The following is a 16,631-nucleotide window of genomic DNA, read 5'->3' as shown; positions in this document are numbered from 1 at the left end:
GCACCGAAATGGTTATGCCCGGCGACAACGTGTCGTTCGGCGTTGAGCTGATCGCGCCGATCGCGATGGAAAACGGCCTGCGCTTCGCCATCCGCGAAGGCGGCCGCACCGTCGGCGCCGGCGTTGTGTCGAAAATTATCGAGTAATTCGCGCAAGCGAATGATCAGACGGAAAGGGCGTCCCTCGGGGCGCCCTTTTTTTGAACAGCCAATGGCATTGCTAAAGCTCCACACATTTTCTGTTCTGTCCGCTGTTCATTGATAGTTTTGAAAGGCCACATCGGAATTGCCACAATTCCCGAGAATTTTTTTAGTTTCCGCTCTTTGCCATCATTTCCGCCAATTACCCAGGTATTGTGTCCAAGAGCGCGCGTTGAAAAGTTGTCGCGCTCCAGTTACGGAGTGAGAAGTTGGATTTAATTAGAGAGATCAGCGCTTCATTTGGAAGCCTATTCTGGTCGTGGGGATCGCGTTTCGCAATTCTCCATCTGTGTGTTTGCGTATTCATAGTATACGCAATTTGGCACTTTCGCGGCCGCCCAACAGGATTTCTTCGTTTCATTTTCCCGCGCGAAATCTATTTTCATCGTTCTAACCTTGTCGACATTCAGGTTTTTCTCGTGAATTTTGTGCTGGGGGCATTCGGATTTTTCGGCGCTGTCCTGTTTGCGCCAGTTGTGGTCGATATTCTGCTGACCAAGCTAATTTCCTTGCAGGGCGCAGCGTTTCAGCCGCTGGATGTCACCTGGGGTCGAAGCGCCTTGGCGACCCTGATCATCGTCATGACTGCCGATTTCTGTAAATATTGGACGCATTATTTGCATCATGAAAGCAGAGTGTTGTGGCCATTCCACTCGTTGCATCATTCGGCCGAGGTTTTGACTCCACTCACGGTTAGCCGCATTCACCCAGTCTATATTCTGATCCGCAACTTGATGATGAGCCTTGGTGTGGGGGTCGCACAAGCGTTGATGCTATTTCTGCTGATTGGCAAGATTGACCTGCTGACCATCGGTGGCGCCAATGCGGGGTATTTTCTGTTCAACTTGTTCGGAGCGAACCTGCGACACAGCCATGTGTGGCTAAGTTTCGGACCGGTGCTGGAACATATTTTCATCTCTCCTGCTCAGCATCAAATCCACCACTCTTGCGCCGTAAAGCACCACAATAAAAATTATGGAGAAGTTTTCGCTCTTTGGGACTGGATTTTCGGAACACTCTATATTCCGAAGACAGAGGAAAAACTGGAATTTGGCATTGCTGATGCCCAAGGGGTGAAAATTGAGCAACCCCACGCCACCTTAAAAGATGCGTTCGTAAGGCCTTTCTTGGACAGTTTTGAAGAAGTGTCGGGAATGCCTCGCATCCAGCGTTCGACCGACAAAGACCAAAAGCCGTCAGCCAGTCAAAAGCAATGACGCGGGGTGTTTCGATCTGGCTGGATGTTCTTCGGGCACTTGCCACGCTTGTCGTCGTCCTCTCGCATTGGGCTTATCCTAGGTTCACGGATTCCAAGTACATATTTTTGCGAGACTGGAATGTCGGAAGCGACGCCGTCATCGTTTTCTTCGTGATTTCTGGCTGCGTTATTGCCTATGCTGCCGATCGCGATGCAGAGCCTGGACGGTTTGCCTTTAATCGTCTGACACGTCTGTGGTCGGTTATGTTGCCTGCGCTTGTCCTTACGCTGATCTTCGATGCAATCGGCAGTCGTCACGACCCCGCGGCCTATCCACCCATGTTCTTCCAACCTCTTCCCGTTGATGAATTTCTGCTTCGGGGATTGAGCTTTTCAAACGAGTGGGGGTTGTTCGGGAGGTTGCGACTTGGAAGCAATGGCCCGCTCTGGTCCCTCAGCTACGAGGCCGCTTACTACTTTTTGTTTGGCGTTGCCTTTTTTCTTCGAGGTTCAAACAGGCTAAGTGTGTTGGCCTTGGGCATGATGGTTTTCGGCCTTGATATTCTACTTTTGATGCCTGCCTGGTTGTTTGGTGTGGGATTTTGGCATTGGCTTAAGTCTGAGGGACCGATGCGTGTGTCCTATGCTATGGGTGTTGCATTGGCCGTTCTGGGGCCTTTGGCTTACATCGCGTGCCAGTTTGGCGGTGTGCCTGAGGTGCTTTCCAGTGCTACTGCAGCCACATTGAATGTAGATGATGCCCGTTTTGTTCTGGGATTTTCTGATGAGTTCATTTGGAATAACATGATTGGCGTCTTTACAGTTTGTCACTTGATGGGAGTCTCTGTGATTTTCACAGGGCAGGGCGCTCGGTTTCGATTGCTTAATTGGATCGCTGGTGCCAGTTTTTCGATCTACGTAGTGCACTACCCAACTCTGCAGCTTCTGAACACATTCATTCCTGAGATACCCGGTCGTGATATATTTCTTTTGCTTGGATCGCTTGCCGTCGGGTTGCTGTTTGCATCTGTGTTTGAGCGCCCAATCGGAAAAATTCGTAGAAAAGTTAAGTTACTTTGGCAAAACTCAGTCGCCGAAAATGTTAAAGATCAATAGCATTCGGCTGAATCATAAGCCACGCTCTTCTTTGCTTTGATGTTTTGCGTGAACAGAGTCGTTCGGGTCGGAGACAAACCGCTGTACATTGCGGACAATAGTTCTTGCGAAGTATACAAGACACATGTATAGCGCGCGAGTTCTCAACAAGAACATCAAGGCGGGGTGATTCCCGCCTTTTGGGTTCGAAGAGGGTTGGCGATGCGCGTCTGTCCTCCTCTCAACCTCAACGCCTGATAAAAGGCTGTTAATATGCAAAGCCAAAACATCCGTATTCGGCTGAAGGCATTTGACTATCGCGTTCTGGATGCCAGCACGCAAGAGATCGTCAACACTGCCAAGCGGACCGGCGCGAACGTGCGCGGCCCGATCCCGCTGCCGAACAAGATCGAGAAGTTCACGGTTCTCCGTGGCCCTCACGTTGACAAGAAATCCCGCGACCAGTTCGAGATCCGTACGCACAAGCGTCTGCTCGACATCGTTGATCCGACCCCCCAGACCGTTGACGCGCTGATGAAGCTCGACCTCGCTGCTGGTGTGGACGTCGAGATCAAGCTGCAGTCGTAAGATCGGAGGGTATAGATTATGCGCTCTGGTATTATCGCAAAAAAAGTTGGCATGACCCGCCTGTTCATGGAAGACGGCAAGCAGATTCCTGTGACCGTTCTTCACCTGGACAACCTGCAGGTTGTTGCACAGCGCACCGCTGACAAAGACGGCTACACCGCCGTTCAGCTGGGCGCCGGTGCAGCCAAGGCAAAACGCACCTCGAAGGCCATGCGCGGTCACTATGCCGCTGCCAAGGTTGAGCCCAAGCGTAAGCTGGCCGAGTTCCGCGTCTCCGAAGATGGCCTGATCGAAGTGGGCGCCGAGATTTCGGCAGAACACTTCCTGGAAGGTCAGAAGGTTGACGTTTCGGGCACCTCGATCGGTAAAGGCTTTGCCGGTGCGATGAAGCGCCACAACTTCGGTGGTCTGCGCGCCTCGCACGGTGTTTCGATCAGCCACCGTTCGCACGGTTCGACCGGTCAGTGTCAGGACCCGGGCAAGGTTTTCAAAGGCAAGAAGATGGCCGGTCACATGGGTGCTGCCCGTGTAACCACCCAGAACCTGGAAGTCGTCAAAACCGACGCCGACCGTGGTCTGGTCTTCATCAAAGGCGCCGTTCCCGGACCGAAATCGGGCTGGGTCACCGTCAAGGACGCCGTGAAGAAGAAAGCACCGGAAGGCCTGCCTTTCCCGGCTGCTGTGAAATCGGCTGCAACCGAAGCACCTGCGGAAGAAGCTCCCGCGGAAGGTGGTGAAGCATGAAACTTGATGTAATCAAACTGGACGGCGGCAAAGCCGGCGACATCGAGCTGAACGCCGATCTGTTCGGGCTCGAGCCGCGTGCGGACATCCTGCACCGTGTGGTCCGTTGGCAGCGCAACAACGCGCAGGCCGGCACCCACAAGGTGAAGACCCGCTCGGAAACCAGCTACTCGACCAAGAAGATCTATCGCCAGAAGGGCACCGGTGGCGCACGCCATGGTGACCGTAACGCGCCGATCTTCCGCAAAGGTGGTATCTACAAGGGCCCGACCCCTCGTTCGCACGGCCACGACCTGCCGAAGAAGTTCCGTAAGCTTGGCCTGCGCCACGCTCTGTCGGCGAAAGCCAAGGCAGGTGAACTGGTTGTGATCGAGAACGCCGAAGCCGAAGGCAAGACCGCCGCTCTGGCCAAACAGGTTGCAAACCTGGGCTGGAAACGCGCTCTGGTCATCGACGGCGCGACCGTGAACGAAGGTTTCCTGAAGGCGTCGCGCAACATCGAAGGTCTGGATATCCTGCCGTCGATGGGTGCAAACGTTTATGACATCCTCAAGCGTGACACCCTGGTGCTCACCAAAGCGGCTGTCGAAGCACTGGAGGCTCGTCTGAAATGAGCGCGAAGGCAGAACACTACGACGTGATCCGCAAGCCGATCATCACCGAAAAGTCGACCATGGCGTCCGAAAACGGCGCGGTTGTCTTTGAAGTGGCGATCGACAGCAACAAGCCGCAGATCAAAGAGGCCGTTGAGGCGCTGTTTGGTGTGAAGGTCAAAGCGGTGAACACCACCGTGACCAAAGGCAAGGTCAAGCGGTTCCGCGGCCAGCTGGGCCGTCGGAAAGACGTCAAAAAAGCATATGTGACCCTGGAAGAGGGTAACACCATCGACGTATCCACCGGTCTCTGATCGGATCACGTTTGTGGAGAGAGATAAAGGCCCCCGCGAAAGCGGGGGTTTTTCTTTAGGAGGCAACACCAAGAATTGAGCGCAAATTAGGCGTTTTTCCCGGAATTCACTTGCTATCCTGAGTGGGGTGTCTATCCGGTTTCCCACAAACAAAAACATGGCAGGCGCATGACCGAACCCTCTCTCTCGACACGGGGCAACCCAGAAAAGACCTCGGCGCGGGATTGGGTCACGACACTTGCTAAGTATCGCGAACCCAACCAGTGGCGCAGTTCATTTGAGCTGGGTGTCAGCATTATCCCATTCTTTGTGCTTTGGGCGCTGTCCTGGATGGCGCTACCCATCAGTTACTGGCTGGCATTTGCGATTGCGATCCTGAATGCGGCCTTCCTGCTGCGCCTGTTTGCGATCCAGCATGATTGCGGGCACGGAGCGTTCTTCAAGAACCGGACTGTCAGCGACTGGGTTGGACGCGTGATCGGGGTGCTGACCCTGACACCCTATGATGTCTGGCGCCGCACGCATTCTTACCATCACAACAGTTCGGGCAACCTGGACAAGCGGGGAATGGGCGATATCCATACTCTGACAGTGGCCGAGTACCAGTCCAAGACTCCCATCAACCGGTTCTGGTATCGCGTTTACCGAAATCCCGTCACACTGTTCGTTCTTGGCCCCAGCTATTTGTTCCTGTTCCAAAATCGCCTGCCTTTGGGATTGACGGGCAGCGTTCGGTTCTGGGTCAGCGCGATGGGCACCAATGTCGCTATTCTGGCCGCACTTCTGGCCGTCTACTACTTTGGCGGCCCGATGCCGGTCCTACTCATCTTTCTGCCCTCAACCCTGATTGCGGCAACTGCCGGAGTATGGCTGTTTTATGTGCAACACCAATTCGAAGAAACGCATTGGGATTCGGACGCGGATTGGCAGCTGCACGAGGCGGCCCTGCACGGTAGCTCGCATTATATCCTGCCGTCCGTATTGCAGTGGTTCAGCGCCAATATCGGTATCCACCATGTGCATCACCTGTACAGCCGCATCCCGTTCTACCGCCTGACCGAAGTGCTGCGCGATCATGATGAGCTGGCAAACAGCAACCGGATGACCATCCGCGAGAGCCTCGCCAACGCGCGGCTGCACCTGTGGGACGAAAAGAACCGCCGCCTCTTGTCCTTCGCCGAGGCAAAGGCGCTGTATGGGTAAAGGGGCAAGCCGCCCTAACCCGAGACCCGCCCGAGCAACGCGATGAGCCGTACCAGTGACTGCCCGTGGGATGGCGCCGCAACGGCTGAATAGCGCGCTTTATTGTGCCAAATACATCTTAACTCATAGCGAGGCGCAAACGCCCCCAAAGCGCCAGCCCGCCGGTACGGGCAGTCGCTGGCGCGGCGGCCTTCGGCCTTGTCCCGCGCTTGGCTGCGTTGAGGGATGGACGTCAGAAAAGTATATGTGACCGCGGAAGTGGGTAACACAATCGATATGTCCTCCGGTGTGAACGGACACGTCTTTGGAGATAGATAAAGAGCCCTAAGAAAGCGCGATTTTTTGTTGTGCCAAAGGTGCTCAACTTATAGGGGTTTCGCGGCTAACATATTGTTCAGTCTAAATTAGGCTTTTTAGAATGAAAATTTTACAGACCGTGATGTTGTGCATATTGACTGTGGCTTGTTCCGTTGCTGCTTTGTTCCTATATCTCTTGTGGAGCATGAAGAAAGTTACCGTGAACGGGCCGGCGGGCTCTAGCAGCTACACCCTAGATATGCTGGCAATTAACATCACAATTTTGGAAATTGTTCTGGCACTTGTAGGTTTTATTGTCGCTGCATTAGGGGTTATCGGCTATGCTGGTATTAAGACAGCGGCGATTGATGCCGCTGAAAAGGAGGCAAAACGGGTAGCTGATGAGCAAATGAGGCTTTACAGCCTTACTAAGGAAGGCACCCAAACGGGACTATCTGAGCATCCCGGTGGATATTCTGGAGCTGATGCACCCATTGATAGCGCGGTCCCGGCGTCGGAGGGAGAGTAATGTTAACCTATGCCGATAAAATGAGTATTGTGCGCCAGCATCAAAATGATGCACCTGTGCAAACTGTGCCTTTGGCACAAGCCTTGGGTGTTTCCGTTTACCACGTACCGAATTGGCCCGACGATTTGAGCGGAAAGATAATGAAGTCTGAAGAGCACGGTGGAAGCTCGGGCTATGCGATATTTGTAAACCAGGCGCACCATAAGAACCGTCGGCGCTTTACCACGGCGCACGAGATAGCGCATTACATCTTACATAAGGATGCAATTGGCGATGGAATCACGGATGATGGCCTCTATAGAAGTCGTCTTAGTAATTGGATGGAAGCTCAAGCCAACCAGTTGGCTGCAGACATTTTAATGCCGTGGAACTTGCTAAACAATTACATTGGAATGGGCATAACTTCGGTCACCAAGCTGGCGTCTATTTTTGAAGTATCGCCAAGTGCGATGTCCATTCGACTGGGCGTACCTGCGCAAGCGGAGGTGTCTCCACAAGCTGAGGTGAAGCCTCTAGCGGCGGAATTTTAGGCAGCTACGAGCGTTGGGTCGTGGTGCGTTTGTGAGTAAACGCTTTGTAACCAGAAAAAGCCGACCCGCCCTATAGACACCCACCCGCAACCCTGTTACATGCTCCCAATCTTGCGGCCTCGGATTCGTTCCGGGGCTTCTGATATTTGTAACGGGGACCTTCGGGGCCCTATGCCCTTGGCACCTACGGGGGCCTATCACATAGCGGGGAAACTCCCTGCACTTGCTAAACGGAAGACAGAAAGCATGGCACTCAAGTCGTACAAGCCGACGACGCCGGGCCAGCGCGGGCTGGTGCTGATCGACCGTTCGGAGCTTTGGAAAGGACGTCCGGTCAAGTCTCTCACAGAGGGTTTGACCAAATCGGGCGGCCGGAACAACACCGGACGGATCACTTCACGCCGCCGCGGCGGTGGCGCAAAGCGTCTCTACCGGATCGTTGACTTCAAACGTAATAAATTTGATGTCGCGGCAACCGTCGAGCGGATCGAATATGACCCGAACCGGACCGCATTCATCGCACTGGTAAAATACGAAGACGGCGAGCAGGCATATATCCTGGCTCCGCAGCGTCTGGCTGTTGGTGACAAAGTCGTGGCATCCGCCAAGGCCGACATCAAGCCGGGCAACGCAATGCCGTTCTCGGGCATGCCCATTGGTACCATCGTCCACAACATTGAGATGAAGCCTGGTAAAGGCGGTCAGATCGCACGTGCGGCCGGTACTTACGCTCAGTTCGTTGGTCGCGATGGCGGCTACGCTCAGATCCGTCTGAGCTCGGGCGAGCTGCGCATGGTCCGTCAGGAATGCATGGCCACCGTTGGTGCCGTGTCCAACCCCGACAACAGCAACCAAAACCTCGGTAAAGCCGGTCGTATGCGCCACAAAGGCGTTCGTCCGTCGGTTCGTGGTGTTGCAATGAACCCGATCGATCACCCGCACGGTGGTGGTGAAGGTCGTACCTCGGGTGGCCGTACGCCGGTTACTCCGTGGGGTAAGGACACCAAGGGTAAGCGTACCCGCAACAAGAACAAAGCGTCCCAGAAGCTGATCATCCGCTCGCGGCACGCCAAGAAGAAGGGACGTTAATCTATGTCTCGCTCTGTTTGGAAGGGTCCTTTCGTCGATGCTTACGTGCTGAAAAAAGCCGAAGCAGCGCGCGAGTCGGGCCGCAACGAAGTCATCAAAATCTGGTCGCGTCGTTCCACCATTCTGCCCCAGTTCGTGGGTTTGACCTTTGGTGTGTACAACGGCCAGAAGCATATCCCGGTAAACGTCTCGGAAGACATGATCGGTCAGAAGTTCGGTGAATACTCGCCGACCCGTACCTATTATGGCCACGCCGCAGACAAAAAAGCGAAGCGGAAGTAAGTCATGGGCAAGGAAAAGAACCCCCGCCGCGTGGCTGAAAACGAAGCAATGGCAAAAACCCGTATGCTTCGCACCAGCCCGCAGAAACTGAACCTGGTTGCGCAAATGATCCGCGGCAAGAAAGTCGAGAAGGCTCTGACCGACCTGACTTTCTCGAACAAGCGTGTCGCGCAGGACGTCAAGAAGTGCCTGCAGTCTGCAATCGCGAATGCCGAAAACAACCACAACCTGGACGTTGACGAGCTGATCGTCGCCGAAGCATGGGTTGGCAAAAACCTGGTCATGAAGCGCGGTCGTCCGCGTGCCCGTGGCCGTTTCGGCAAGATCATGAAGCCGTTCTCGGAGATCACCATCAAGGTGCGTCAAGTTGAGGAGCAAGCCTAATGGGTCATAAAGTAAATCCGATCGGCATGCGCCTGCAGGTCAACCGCACCTGGGATAGCCGCTGGTACGCCGACACCAAGGACTACGGTGATCTTCTTCTGGAAGACCTCAAAATCCGTGAGTTCATCAACAAAGAGTGCAAGCAGGCCGGTGTTGCCCGTGTGATCATCGAACGTCCGCACAAGAAGTGCCGCGTTACGATCCACACAGCACGTCCCGGTGTCATCATCGGCAAGAAAGGTGCAGACATCGAAGTTCTGCGCAAAAAGCTTGCTCGCATGACCGACAGCGAACTGCACCTGAACATCGTCGAAGTGCGCAAGCCCGAGCTTGACGCGCAACTGGTTGCCGAGTCCATCGCTCAGCAGCTGGAACGTCGTGTTTCGTTCCGTCGCGCAATGAAGCGCTCGGTTCAGAACGCCATGCGTATGGGCGCCCTGGGTATCCGGGTGAACGTCGCTGGTCGTCTGGGCGGCGCCGAAATCGCACGGACCGAGTGGTACCGCGAAGGCCGCGTGCCTCTGCACACTCTGCGTGCCGACATCGATTACGCACATGCCGAAGCGATGACCCCCTATGGGATCATCGGGATCAAGGTCTGGATCTTCAAAGGTGAGATCATGGAGCACGATCCGCAGGCACGTGACCGTAAAGCACAGGAACTCCAGGACGGCCCTGCACCTCGTGGTGCTGGTGGCGGTCGTCGCTAAGGAGGGAAAGATATGCTTCAACCAAAGCGTACTAAATTCCGCAAGATGCACAAAGGCCGGATCAAGGGCGAAGCCAAGGGCGGCTCTGATCTGAACTTTGGCACCTACGGCCTGAAAGCTCTTGAGCCTGAGCGTGTAACTGCACGCCAGATCGAAGCTGCACGTCGTGCCATGACGCGTCACATGAAGCGTCAGGGTCGTGTCTGGATCCGCATCTTCCCCGACACTCCGGTCACTGCAAAGCCGATCGAAGTTCGTATGGGTAAAGGTAAAGGTTCGGTCGACCGCTGGGCATGCAAAGTCAAGCCTGGCCGCGTGATGTTCGAGATCGACGGCGTCAATGACGACATCGCCCGCGAGGCCCTGCGCCTGGCCGCGATGAAGTTGCCGATCAAGACTCGCGTCGTGGTTCGCGAAGACTGGTAAGGCGATGGGGGGATACCCGTCCTAAGAATCGAAACCCCCGTCGGGAAACCGGCGGGGGTTTTCTTTTGGTTCCGATTTTTTGTGACTGTGCGGGTTGTGATAAATGTCGACCTGCGCCCAATGCCCTCATAGGCTGCGGCCAATGAATGGGAGGGTATTATGGTTCAACTGCGTAAGAAAGTATTCATCAAGGAAGTCATAGCCACGGATCAATTGGGTCAACCCTGCGATCCGATCAGCCGCGTTGCGGTCCTTGCGGTCGTTCAGAACCCTCTGGCCGGGACGTTTTCCGAGGACTTGTCCTCGTTGTTCGAGATTGGCGGTGCTTTAGGCGCGAACCTCGCCGCCGAAGTGGTGGGGCAACTGGATGGCACGCCGGTTTCTTACGGCAAGGCTGCAATTGTCGGCGCGAACGGCGACCTTGAGCAGGGCGGGGCGATGATCCACCCCAAGCTTGGCGCGCCCATGCGCGCAGCAGCCGGTGGCGGAGAGGCGGTGATACCTTCCAATGCCAAGCTGGGCGCACCGGGCTGTGCGATCGACCTGCCGTTGGGGCACAAGGACGACCCGTGGTCGTTTGACCATTTCGACACAATGACGCTGAGTATTCCCGATGCGCCGAAACCGGATGAGATCGTCTTATGTTTGGCCTATGCCGACGGCGGTCGCCCAATTCCCAGATGCGGGAAAGGGCCTGTGAAAACCTGAGTCCGGCCTTGCGACTATTTTCCAACGCGCATTCAGAAAAACAGGGTTGAAGGGTGGTAACTCGCCAGCATCGGTGAAATGAAGCACGCGTCAGCTTCGTCCCTGTTGGAATCGGCTGTGCGAATGAAATCGCGCCGGTTCAGTCCGGACGAGCAAGCAGAGAACACTTCTGGTACTCAGTGACAGAACCGAGAGATACAATGGGCCTCACATGCCGGGACGTTATGGTCCCAACCGAAAAACAACAGACAATTCACCCCGATGACACCGTGGCAAAAGCGTTCGACATCATCCGTGACAGCCGGGCGAGGTTTCTCCCGGTTGTGGATGAGAGCGGGAAATTTGTAGGCGCTTTCACAGCGCCGACGTTGATCAAAATGATCCTTCCGAGTGCAGCGCTGATTGGTATGAGTTCGGATGCACGTGTTCCGATCAGTAATCTCAGCTTTATGGACCTGACCAAAGAGGATTTTCGGAAGCAGATTGAGCGACTGAACGAGGAACGGGTAGGGGACCATTTGTCCAATCCAGCCAACATTCCTGTCGCCGCCCCTGACACGCCGGTGATGGAAGGCATCTTCCTGATCCATAAATTCAAGCGCCACGTCTTCCTGGTCGAGCCGGAAACCGAACGTTTCGTCGGCACTGTCAGCCCGAACTCGCTGATGGATCACGCGCTGAGTTAACCCCAAAATACCGGATCAGAAAATTGACCGAACATTCCGTCTCGCATGGAGAACACGCGTTCTCCGTTCCTCAACTATTGGGTATTGATCCCTTGTGGATCGCTACCGGCATTCTTATTGCCGTCTACGCAGTATTGATCACCGAAAAGGTGAACCGCGCCATTCTTGCGATGCTGGGCGCATCCTTGATGGTGTTGTTTGGTATTCTCAATCAAGAACAGGCCGTGGCTGGCGTGGACGCCAACACTCTGGCGCTGTTGATCGGCATGATGGTGATTGTAGGGATCACCAGCAAATGCGGGTTGTTTCAATACGTCGCGATCAAGGCGGCCAAGGTCGTCAAGGCCAACCCGACCGGTATTCTGGTCATGCTGACCCTGATCACGGCGATCTTTTCGGCCTTGCTGGATAACGTAACCACCGTTCTTCTGATTGCGCCGATCACGTTGCTGATCACGGACGCTTTGGAAACGCCCGTGTTTCCGTTCTTCTTCGCCGAGATTCTGGCCTCGAATGTGGGTGGTACCGCCACTCTGATCGGTGACCCGCCGAATATCATCATCGGCTCGGCCACCGGGCTCAGCTTTAACGAATTCGTAGTCAACCTGGCCCCGGTCTCGGCCATCTGTCTGGTTGTGCTGACCGGTATCATCTATCTGATGAACCGCCGCGCGCTGGCCGCCATCCCGAAATCGGCCAGCGAAAAGATCATGCGCTTCAACGAAGGCGAGGCGATCACAGATGTGCGCCTGATGATCAAATCCCTGTCGGTCTTGGCGCTGGTTTTGCTGGGCTTCACGCTGGGGCATGGCTACGGAATCCAGCCGGGTACCTCGGCGCTGGCTGGTGCTGGTCTGCTTATGCTGTTGGCCTATGGGCACCAAAGCGGCGAAGAGCAATCTGAGTCCGTCCACCATATCCTTGGTGAGGTGGAATGGGTTACGATCTTCTTCTTCGGCGGTCTGTTCGTGATCGTGGCCGGTGTTGAACATGTGGGCCTGCTCGAGTTCTTCGGCCAGAAAGTTCTGGAACTGACCGAAGGCGACATGATGTGGACCGCGTTCCTCATTTTCTGGGCGTCGGGCATCCTTTCGGCCATTCTGGACAACATCCCCTTTGTTGCCACGATGATCCCGCTGATCGAATCCACAACCGACACCTTTGGTGGCCCGGATGCGATCGAGCCGCTGTGGTGGTCGCTGGCGCTGGGGGCCTGTCTGGGTGGTAACGGTACACTGTTGGGGGCCAGTGCAAACCTGACCGTCGCCGCCTTTGCCGAGAAGGCCAAGCAGCCCATCGGCTTCGTGAAGTTCGCGATCTTGGCCTTCCCGATCATGATCCTGACGCTCATGATCGCCAACGTCTACATCTGGCTGCGCTACTTCTATTAGAGCGTTTGGCGTTTTAGCCGATTGTAAGCATCGAAATGCGCGTTCGACCGAAGGTCGAGGCAGCGCATTTCGATGCAAATTAAACGCTAAGCGATAAGTCGTACCCGACCAGCCGCTTTTCTGGGGTGGCTGGTCTCGCGCTTGTGTCTCGACTGGGCTATAGCCGGGGCATGGCACAGATTGAATCACTCTTCGTTACCCGCCTCTATCGCGCAGCTTTGTCCGAGTTCGATCCCAAGATCGATGCGGAAGAACTGGAAAGCTCTTGTCTTGTCATCGCCGAGGATGATGAGGCCGGACAGGAATGGTGTGAAGAGAACGGCTATCCCGGCTACACCAGCTATGCCTCGCTGACCGATCTGCCCTGGCGGTTCCCGATTTTTGCCGATCTGGTCAAGGCGCTGGATAAGCACGTGGCGGCCTTTGCCAAGGATCTGGAGTTTGATCTGGGTGAGGGCGAGCTGAAGCTCGAGGATCTGTGGATCAACATCCTGCCCGAGGGCGGCATGCATTCCAGCCACCTGCACCCGCACAGTGTGATTTCGGGCACGACTTATGTGTCGATGCCGGAAGGGGCGAGTGCGTTGAAACTGGAAGACCCCCGTTCGGGCCGCATGATGGCCGCACCGACGCGGATCAAAGGCGGGCGGCGGGATTTGCAGCCGTTCATCTATATGAAGCCGAAGGTGGGCGATGTTCTGCTGTGGGAAAGCTGGCTGCGTCACGAGGTGCCGATGAACATGGCCGAGGATGAGCGGATTTCGGTGAGTTTTAATTATAAGTGGGAGTAAGCCCCGATCCGCGTAGCGGCAATCGCTCCAGTGGAGCGATTGAGGGGCGAACGGGCGGAGCCCAGTTCGGTGCGAAGACTAGATGCTCACTCCGTCACCTAGGGCCTCAACGATTTCCTGTGCTGTGATTATTCTAATATTAAACTCCACTTCAAGCTGCTCTCGGTGTTTAAGGAAGTCCGTATCGCTTGTCGCAAAAAGATCGCGACCGCTCACTATATGATCTTCCAGATGCAACGCGTCCGCGTGGTGGCCGCGCCCCAATATTGCGTTTATTCTTTTGTAGGGTGTTTCATCAGAAGCAATTTTTGCATTTCCAGTGGTCGCCAACGGGCTGCCTATTATCATTGTTGGAAGCCTTTTTCGTTCGGCATCAATCTTTTTGGTGGTTTTTACAGCTTCGATGTTGACGGCCCAAAGTTCCACGCATCCTTTTCGTTCTAGTTTGCGCAAAATTTTTAAATCTGCACTGGGGTCCCAGGTTACAGTAAGCTTGCTTTTCCTATCTTTCATCTCGCTCTCTGGTCTATGCAAACGGGTAACGTCGCAAGGAAAGAGCAAATTTCAGTCAATGTCGATCTACTGAGGTTTTGTTGGTCGCAAAAAAACCTGTGGCTGAGTTCCCAAACTTTCCCTTGCCACCCCACCCCTAACCCCCTATAGAGCGGCATCCTGCGATCTCCCGGCGTTGTCGGGCGATTCGTATGTCTATCATTCATCCACCAGGTCCAAGGTGACCCGTGTACGGGGCCTTCTGGTGTTTTGAGCAAAGGAAAAAGGCGATGAACGCCCAAGAACTGCGTGACAAGACCCCGGACCAGCTCCGCGAGGAACTGGCCAACCTGAAGAAAGAAAGCTTTAACCTGCGCTTTCAACAGGCAACCGGTCAGCTGGAAAACACTGCTGGCATCAAAGCGGCTCGCCGCAACGCTGCCCGCGTCAAAACCATTCTGAACGAAAAGGCCGCTGCTGCGGCATCGGAGGAGTAATCCTATGCCCAAGCGTATCCTGTCCGGCGTGGTAACCAGCGACGCCAACGAGCAAACCGTAACTGTTTCGGTTGAGCGTCGTTTCAAGCACCCGCTGCTGCACAAAACCGTCCGTAAGTCTAAGAAATACCGGGCTCACGACGAAAAGAACGCCTTCAAGGTCGGCGACACCGTACGCATCATCGAATGCGCGCCGAAATCGAAGACGAAACGTTGGGAAGTTCTGGAAGCGTAAGTTTCCGGGATTTTCCCATTTGTCGAAACCCTGGGGGATCTAACGAGACCAGCCCCCACAGGTCGGGAGAAACCACATGATCCAGATGCAGACCAATCTGGATGTCGCTGACAACTCCGGCGCACGCCGAGTTCAGTGCATCAAGGTCCTGGGTGGTTCCAAGCGTAAATACGCCTCCGTTGGCGACATCATTGTCGTCTCGGTGAAGGAAGCCATCCCGCGCGGCCGCGTAAAGAAAGGTGACGTCCGCAAGGCCGTCGTCGTACGCACCGCCAAGGAAGTCCGTCGCGAAGACGGCACCGCGATCCGTTTCGATCGCAACGCCGCCGTCATCCTGAACAACAACAACGAGCCCGTAGGTACCCGTATCTTTGGCCCCGTTGTTCGTGAACTGCGCGGCAAGAACTTCATGAAAATCATCTCGCTGGCTCCGGAGGTGCTGTAATCATGGCTGCTAAACTCCGCAAAGGCGACAAGGTCGTCGTGCTGGCCGGCAAGGACAAGGGCAAAGAGGGAACTATCACCTCGGTTGACCCGAAAGCCGGTAAAGCTGTTGTCGATGGCATCAACATCGCCATCCGCCACACCCGTCAGTCGCAGAACTCGCAAGGTGGTCGCCTGCCTCAGGCAAACCCGATCGAGCTGTCGAACCTGGCGCTGCTGGACAAGAACGGTAAAGCAACCCGCGTTGGCTTCCGCATGGAAGGTGACAAGAAGGTCCGCTTCGCCAAGACCACAGGGGACGTGATCGATGCTTGATTCCGCAACCTACACCCCGCGTCTGAAAGCTCAGTACGCTGAAACCATCCGTGCCGCTCTGAAAGAAGAGTTCGGCTACAAGAACGACATGCAGCTGCCCAAGCTGGAAAAAATCGTTCTGAACATCGGTTGTGGTGCTGAGGCGGTCAAAGACTCGAAGAAAGCGAAAGCTGCTGTCGAAGATCTGACTGCGATTGCTGGTCAAAAGGCCGTTGCAACCAAGGCGAAGAAGTCGATCGCGGGTTTCCGCGTCCGTGAAGACATGCCGCTGGGCGCGAAAGTGACCCTGCGCGGTGACCGGATGTACGAATTCCTGGATCGTCTGATCACCATCGCGATGCCGCGTGTTCGTGACTTCCGCGGTGTGAAGCCGTCTTTCGATGGTCAGGGCAACTTTGCCATGGGCATGAAAGAGCACATCGTGTTCCCGGAAATCGATTTCGACAAGGTCGACGAAGTCTGGGGCATGGACATCGTAATTGCCACCACAGCGAAAACCGACGCTGAAGCAAAGGCACTGTTGAAAGCTTTCAACATGCCGTTCAACGCGTAAGCGCCGGGAGGATTGAGACATGGCTAAAAAAGCAATGATCGAACGCGAGAAGAAGCGCGAACGCCTGGTGGCCAAATATGCCGCAAAGCGTGCCGAGCTGAAAGAAATCGCGAATGACGAGAGCAAGCCGATGGAAGAGCGTTTCAAAGCGCGTCTGAAACTGGCGAAACTGCCGCGCAACAGCTCGGCTACACGTCTGCACAACCGTTGTCAGCTGACCGGTCGTCCCCACGCTTACTACCGTAAGCTGAAGGTCAGCCGTATCGCGCTGCGCGAGCTGGGTTCTGCTGGTCAGATCCCCGGCATGGTGAAATCGAGCTGGTAAGGGAGACATAGA

25 protein-coding genes and 1 pseudogene are annotated in these 16,631 nt (G+C 55.2%); 25 read left to right on the top strand and 1 reads right to left on the bottom strand.

Annotated features, from left to right (window positions below; translation table 11 throughout):
• From tuf to GOW93_RS19305, 19 genes and pseudogenes are all read left to right on the top strand, one after another.
• A pseudogene (gene tuf / locus GOW93_RS19395) lies at positions 1 to 146 on the top strand (elongation factor Tu); the annotation flags it as partial.
• Positions 147 to 409: 263 nt separating this feature from the next.
• The gene (locus tag GOW93_RS19390) at positions 410 to 1,417 is read left to right on the top strand and encodes a sterol desaturase family protein (RefSeq protein ID WP_170387796.1); all 1,008 of its coding nucleotides are present in this window, start codon (positions 410 to 412) and stop codon (positions 1,415 to 1,417) included.
• A complete protein-coding gene (locus GOW93_RS19385) occupies positions 1,414 to 2,514 on the top strand; it encodes an acyltransferase family protein (RefSeq protein ID WP_170387794.1) in 1,101 nt (366 codons plus the stop codon). The genes GOW93_RS19390 and GOW93_RS19385 overlap by 4 nt, the downstream gene beginning before the upstream one ends.
• Before the next feature lie 252 nt (positions 2,515 to 2,766).
• Positions 2,767 to 3,081 carry a 30S ribosomal protein S10 gene (gene rpsJ / locus GOW93_RS19380; RefSeq protein WP_008756422.1) on the top strand — a complete coding sequence of 105 codons (315 nt, stop codon included), beginning with the start codon at positions 2,767 to 2,769 and terminating at the stop codon, positions 3,079 to 3,081.
• 18 nt (positions 3,082 to 3,099) lie between these two features.
• Entirely contained in the window at positions 3,100 to 3,825 is a 726-nt protein-coding gene (rplC, locus tag GOW93_RS19375) for a 50S ribosomal protein L3 (RefSeq protein ID WP_170351686.1), read from the top strand.
• Entirely contained in the window at positions 3,822 to 4,439 is a 618-nt protein-coding gene (gene rplD / locus GOW93_RS19370) for a 50S ribosomal protein L4 (protein WP_155148664.1), read from the top strand. The genes rplC and rplD overlap by 4 nt, the downstream gene beginning before the upstream one ends.
• Positions 4,436 to 4,732 (top strand): 50S ribosomal protein L23, encoded by a 297-nt coding sequence (locus GOW93_RS19365; protein ID WP_008757532.1) that lies wholly within the window; start codon positions 4,436 to 4,438, stop codon positions 4,730 to 4,732. Before rplD ends, GOW93_RS19365 begins: the two co-directional genes overlap by 4 nt.
• 168 nt (positions 4,733 to 4,900) lie before the next feature.
• Positions 4,901 to 5,935: a fatty acid desaturase gene (locus GOW93_RS19360; RefSeq protein ID WP_170387792.1), complete on the top strand. Its 1,035-nt coding sequence runs from the start codon at positions 4,901 to 4,903 to the stop codon at positions 5,933 to 5,935.
• 418 nt (positions 5,936 to 6,353) lie between these two features.
• The gene (locus tag GOW93_RS19355) at positions 6,354 to 6,761 is read left to right on the top strand and encodes a hypothetical protein (protein WP_170387790.1); all 408 of its coding nucleotides are present in this window, start codon (positions 6,354 to 6,356) and stop codon (positions 6,759 to 6,761) included.
• On the top strand, positions 6,761 to 7,291 hold the full coding sequence (locus tag GOW93_RS19350) for an ImmA/IrrE family metallo-endopeptidase (protein ID WP_170387788.1): 531 nt from the start codon (positions 6,761 to 6,763) through the stop codon (positions 7,289 to 7,291). The genes GOW93_RS19355 and GOW93_RS19350 overlap by 1 nt, the downstream gene beginning before the upstream one ends.
• A gap of 246 nt (positions 7,292 to 7,537) precedes the next feature.
• Positions 7,538 to 8,380 (top strand): 50S ribosomal protein L2, encoded by an 843-nt coding sequence (rplB, locus tag GOW93_RS19345; RefSeq protein ID WP_008757664.1) that lies wholly within the window; start codon positions 7,538 to 7,540, stop codon positions 8,378 to 8,380.
• Positions 8,381 to 8,383: 3 nt separating this feature from the next.
• The gene (gene rpsS, locus GOW93_RS19340) at positions 8,384 to 8,662 is read left to right on the top strand and encodes a 30S ribosomal protein S19 (RefSeq protein ID WP_005980699.1); all 279 of its coding nucleotides are present in this window, start codon (positions 8,384 to 8,386) and stop codon (positions 8,660 to 8,662) included.
• 3 nt (positions 8,663 to 8,665) lie between these two features.
• The gene (gene rplV / locus GOW93_RS19335; protein ID WP_039538267.1) at positions 8,666 to 9,046 is read left to right on the top strand and encodes a 50S ribosomal protein L22; all 381 of its coding nucleotides are present in this window, start codon (positions 8,666 to 8,668) and stop codon (positions 9,044 to 9,046) included.
• The gene (rpsC, locus tag GOW93_RS19330) at positions 9,046 to 9,756 is read left to right on the top strand and encodes a 30S ribosomal protein S3 (protein ID WP_008758042.1); all 711 of its coding nucleotides are present in this window, start codon (positions 9,046 to 9,048) and stop codon (positions 9,754 to 9,756) included. Before rplV ends, rpsC begins: the two co-directional genes overlap by 1 nt.
• Before the next feature lie 12 nt (positions 9,757 to 9,768).
• Positions 9,769 to 10,182 (top strand): 50S ribosomal protein L16, encoded by a 414-nt coding sequence (gene rplP / locus GOW93_RS19325; RefSeq protein WP_085823145.1) that lies wholly within the window; start codon positions 9,769 to 9,771, stop codon positions 10,180 to 10,182.
• 159 nt (positions 10,183 to 10,341) lie between these two features.
• Positions 10,342 to 10,890 carry an amino acid synthesis family protein gene (locus tag GOW93_RS19320; protein ID WP_170387786.1) on the top strand — a complete coding sequence of 183 codons (549 nt, stop codon included), beginning with the start codon at positions 10,342 to 10,344 and terminating at the stop codon, positions 10,888 to 10,890.
• A gap of 200 nt (positions 10,891 to 11,090) precedes the next feature.
• Complete coding sequence (locus tag GOW93_RS19315) at positions 11,091 to 11,576, top strand: CBS domain-containing protein (protein ID WP_170387784.1); 486 nt, start codon at positions 11,091 to 11,093, stop codon at positions 11,574 to 11,576.
• A gap of 23 nt (positions 11,577 to 11,599) precedes the next feature.
• Positions 11,600 to 12,967, top strand: coding sequence for a sodium:proton antiporter (locus GOW93_RS19310; RefSeq protein ID WP_174819166.1), 1,368 nt, complete (start codon positions 11,600 to 11,602; stop codon positions 12,965 to 12,967).
• 170 nt (positions 12,968 to 13,137) lie between these two features.
• Positions 13,138 to 13,758, top strand: coding sequence for a 2OG-Fe(II) oxygenase family protein (locus GOW93_RS19305; RefSeq protein WP_170387782.1), 621 nt, complete (start codon positions 13,138 to 13,140; stop codon positions 13,756 to 13,758).
• Between the two features lie 78 nt (positions 13,759 to 13,836).
• On the opposite strand, the gene GOW93_RS19300 is transcribed toward GOW93_RS19305, so the two are convergent.
• Entirely contained in the window at positions 13,837 to 14,271 is a 435-nt protein-coding gene (locus GOW93_RS19300; protein ID WP_170387780.1) for a hypothetical protein, read from the bottom strand.
• A 269-nt stretch (positions 14,272 to 14,540) separates the two neighbouring features.
• Between GOW93_RS19300 and rpmC the strand changes: the two genes are divergently transcribed.
• From rpmC to rpsN, 6 genes are all read left to right on the top strand, one after another.
• On the top strand, positions 14,541 to 14,747 hold the full coding sequence (gene rpmC / locus GOW93_RS19295; RefSeq protein WP_010437082.1) for a 50S ribosomal protein L29: 207 nt from the start codon (positions 14,541 to 14,543) through the stop codon (positions 14,745 to 14,747).
• Positions 14,748 to 14,751: 4 nt separating this feature from the next.
• Positions 14,752 to 14,982, top strand: a complete 231-nt coding sequence (gene rpsQ / locus GOW93_RS19290) for a 30S ribosomal protein S17 (RefSeq protein WP_152459158.1) — start codon at positions 14,752 to 14,754, stop codon at positions 14,980 to 14,982.
• Between the two features lie 76 nt (positions 14,983 to 15,058).
• The gene (gene rplN, locus GOW93_RS19285; RefSeq protein ID WP_008757934.1) at positions 15,059 to 15,427 is read left to right on the top strand and encodes a 50S ribosomal protein L14; all 369 of its coding nucleotides are present in this window, start codon (positions 15,059 to 15,061) and stop codon (positions 15,425 to 15,427) included.
• A gap of 2 nt (positions 15,428 to 15,429) precedes the next feature.
• Positions 15,430 to 15,741 carry a 50S ribosomal protein L24 gene (gene rplX, locus GOW93_RS19280; protein WP_170328772.1) on the top strand — a complete coding sequence of 104 codons (312 nt, stop codon included), beginning with the start codon at positions 15,430 to 15,432 and terminating at the stop codon, positions 15,739 to 15,741.
• Positions 15,734 to 16,294 carry a 50S ribosomal protein L5 gene (gene rplE, locus GOW93_RS19275; RefSeq protein ID WP_170387778.1) on the top strand — a complete coding sequence of 187 codons (561 nt, stop codon included), beginning with the start codon at positions 15,734 to 15,736 and terminating at the stop codon, positions 16,292 to 16,294. Before rplX ends, rplE begins: the two co-directional genes overlap by 8 nt.
• A gap of 19 nt (positions 16,295 to 16,313) precedes the next feature.
• The gene (gene rpsN / locus GOW93_RS19270) at positions 16,314 to 16,619 is read left to right on the top strand and encodes a 30S ribosomal protein S14 (RefSeq protein ID WP_010437098.1); all 306 of its coding nucleotides are present in this window, start codon (positions 16,314 to 16,316) and stop codon (positions 16,617 to 16,619) included.
• The last annotated feature ends 12 nt before the right edge of the window (positions 16,620 to 16,631 follow it).

It is taken from the genome of Ruegeria atlantica, assembly GCF_013032455.1.
GTDB lineage: Bacteria > Pseudomonadota > Alphaproteobacteria > Rhodobacterales > Rhodobacteraceae > Ruegeria > Ruegeria atlantica_B.
The sequence above is the reverse complement of the archived record's forward strand: the minus strand, read 5'-3'. Positions and strand labels throughout refer to the sequence as shown.

What these genes read in the sequence shown, in the direction of transcription:
- GOW93_RS19350 (WP_170387788.1), top strand. Translation starts at nt 6,761, where the DNA reads ATGTTAACCTATGCCGATAAAATGAGTATTGTGCGCCAGCATCAAAAT.
- GOW93_RS19360 (WP_170387792.1), top strand. Translation starts at nt 4,901, where the DNA reads ATGACCGAACCCTCTCTCTCGACACGGGGCAACCCAGAAAAGACCTCG.
- rplC (WP_170351686.1), top strand. Translation starts at nt 3,100, where the DNA reads ATGCGCTCTGGTATTATCGCAAAAAAAGTTGGCATGACCCGCCTGTTC.
- rpsQ (WP_152459158.1), top strand. Translation starts at nt 14,752, where the DNA reads ATGCCCAAGCGTATCCTGTCCGGCGTGGTAACCAGCGACGCCAACGAG.
- GOW93_RS19355 (WP_170387790.1), top strand. Translation starts at nt 6,354, where the DNA reads ATGAAAATTTTACAGACCGTGATGTTGTGCATATTGACTGTGGCTTGT.
- rpmC (WP_010437082.1), top strand. Translation starts at nt 14,541, where the DNA reads ATGAACGCCCAAGAACTGCGTGACAAGACCCCGGACCAGCTCCGCGAG.
- rplP (WP_085823145.1), top strand. Translation starts at nt 9,769, where the DNA reads ATGCTTCAACCAAAGCGTACTAAATTCCGCAAGATGCACAAAGGCCGG.
- rplN (WP_008757934.1), top strand. Translation starts at nt 15,059, where the DNA reads ATGATCCAGATGCAGACCAATCTGGATGTCGCTGACAACTCCGGCGCA.
- rplV (WP_039538267.1), top strand. Translation starts at nt 8,666, where the DNA reads ATGGGCAAGGAAAAGAACCCCCGCCGCGTGGCTGAAAACGAAGCAATG.
- GOW93_RS19320 (WP_170387786.1), top strand. Translation starts at nt 10,342, where the DNA reads ATGGTTCAACTGCGTAAGAAAGTATTCATCAAGGAAGTCATAGCCACG.
- rplD (WP_155148664.1), top strand. Translation starts at nt 3,822, where the DNA reads ATGAAACTTGATGTAATCAAACTGGACGGCGGCAAAGCCGGCGACATC.
- rpsS (WP_005980699.1), top strand. Translation starts at nt 8,384, where the DNA reads ATGTCTCGCTCTGTTTGGAAGGGTCCTTTCGTCGATGCTTACGTGCTG.
- rplB (WP_008757664.1), top strand. Translation starts at nt 7,538, where the DNA reads ATGGCACTCAAGTCGTACAAGCCGACGACGCCGGGCCAGCGCGGGCTG.
- GOW93_RS19365 (WP_008757532.1), top strand. Translation starts at nt 4,436, where the DNA reads ATGAGCGCGAAGGCAGAACACTACGACGTGATCCGCAAGCCGATCATC.
- rplX (WP_170328772.1), top strand. Translation starts at nt 15,430, where the DNA reads ATGGCTGCTAAACTCCGCAAAGGCGACAAGGTCGTCGTGCTGGCCGGC.
- rplE (WP_170387778.1), top strand. Translation starts at nt 15,734, where the DNA reads ATGCTTGATTCCGCAACCTACACCCCGCGTCTGAAAGCTCAGTACGCT.
- GOW93_RS19305 (WP_170387782.1), top strand. Translation starts at nt 13,138, where the DNA reads ATGGCACAGATTGAATCACTCTTCGTTACCCGCCTCTATCGCGCAGCT.
- GOW93_RS19315 (WP_170387784.1), top strand. Translation starts at nt 11,091, where the DNA reads ATGGGCCTCACATGCCGGGACGTTATGGTCCCAACCGAAAAACAACAG.
- rpsC (WP_008758042.1), top strand. Translation starts at nt 9,046, where the DNA reads ATGGGTCATAAAGTAAATCCGATCGGCATGCGCCTGCAGGTCAACCGC.
- rpsJ (WP_008756422.1), top strand. Translation starts at nt 2,767, where the DNA reads ATGCAAAGCCAAAACATCCGTATTCGGCTGAAGGCATTTGACTATCGC.
- rpsN (WP_010437098.1), top strand. Translation starts at nt 16,314, where the DNA reads ATGGCTAAAAAAGCAATGATCGAACGCGAGAAGAAGCGCGAACGCCTG.
- GOW93_RS19385 (WP_170387794.1), top strand. Translation starts at nt 1,414, where the DNA reads ATGACGCGGGGTGTTTCGATCTGGCTGGATGTTCTTCGGGCACTTGCC.
- GOW93_RS19300 (WP_170387780.1), bottom strand. Translation starts at nt 14,271, where the DNA reads ATGAAAGATAGGAAAAGCAAGCTTACTGTAACCTGGGACCCCAGTGCA.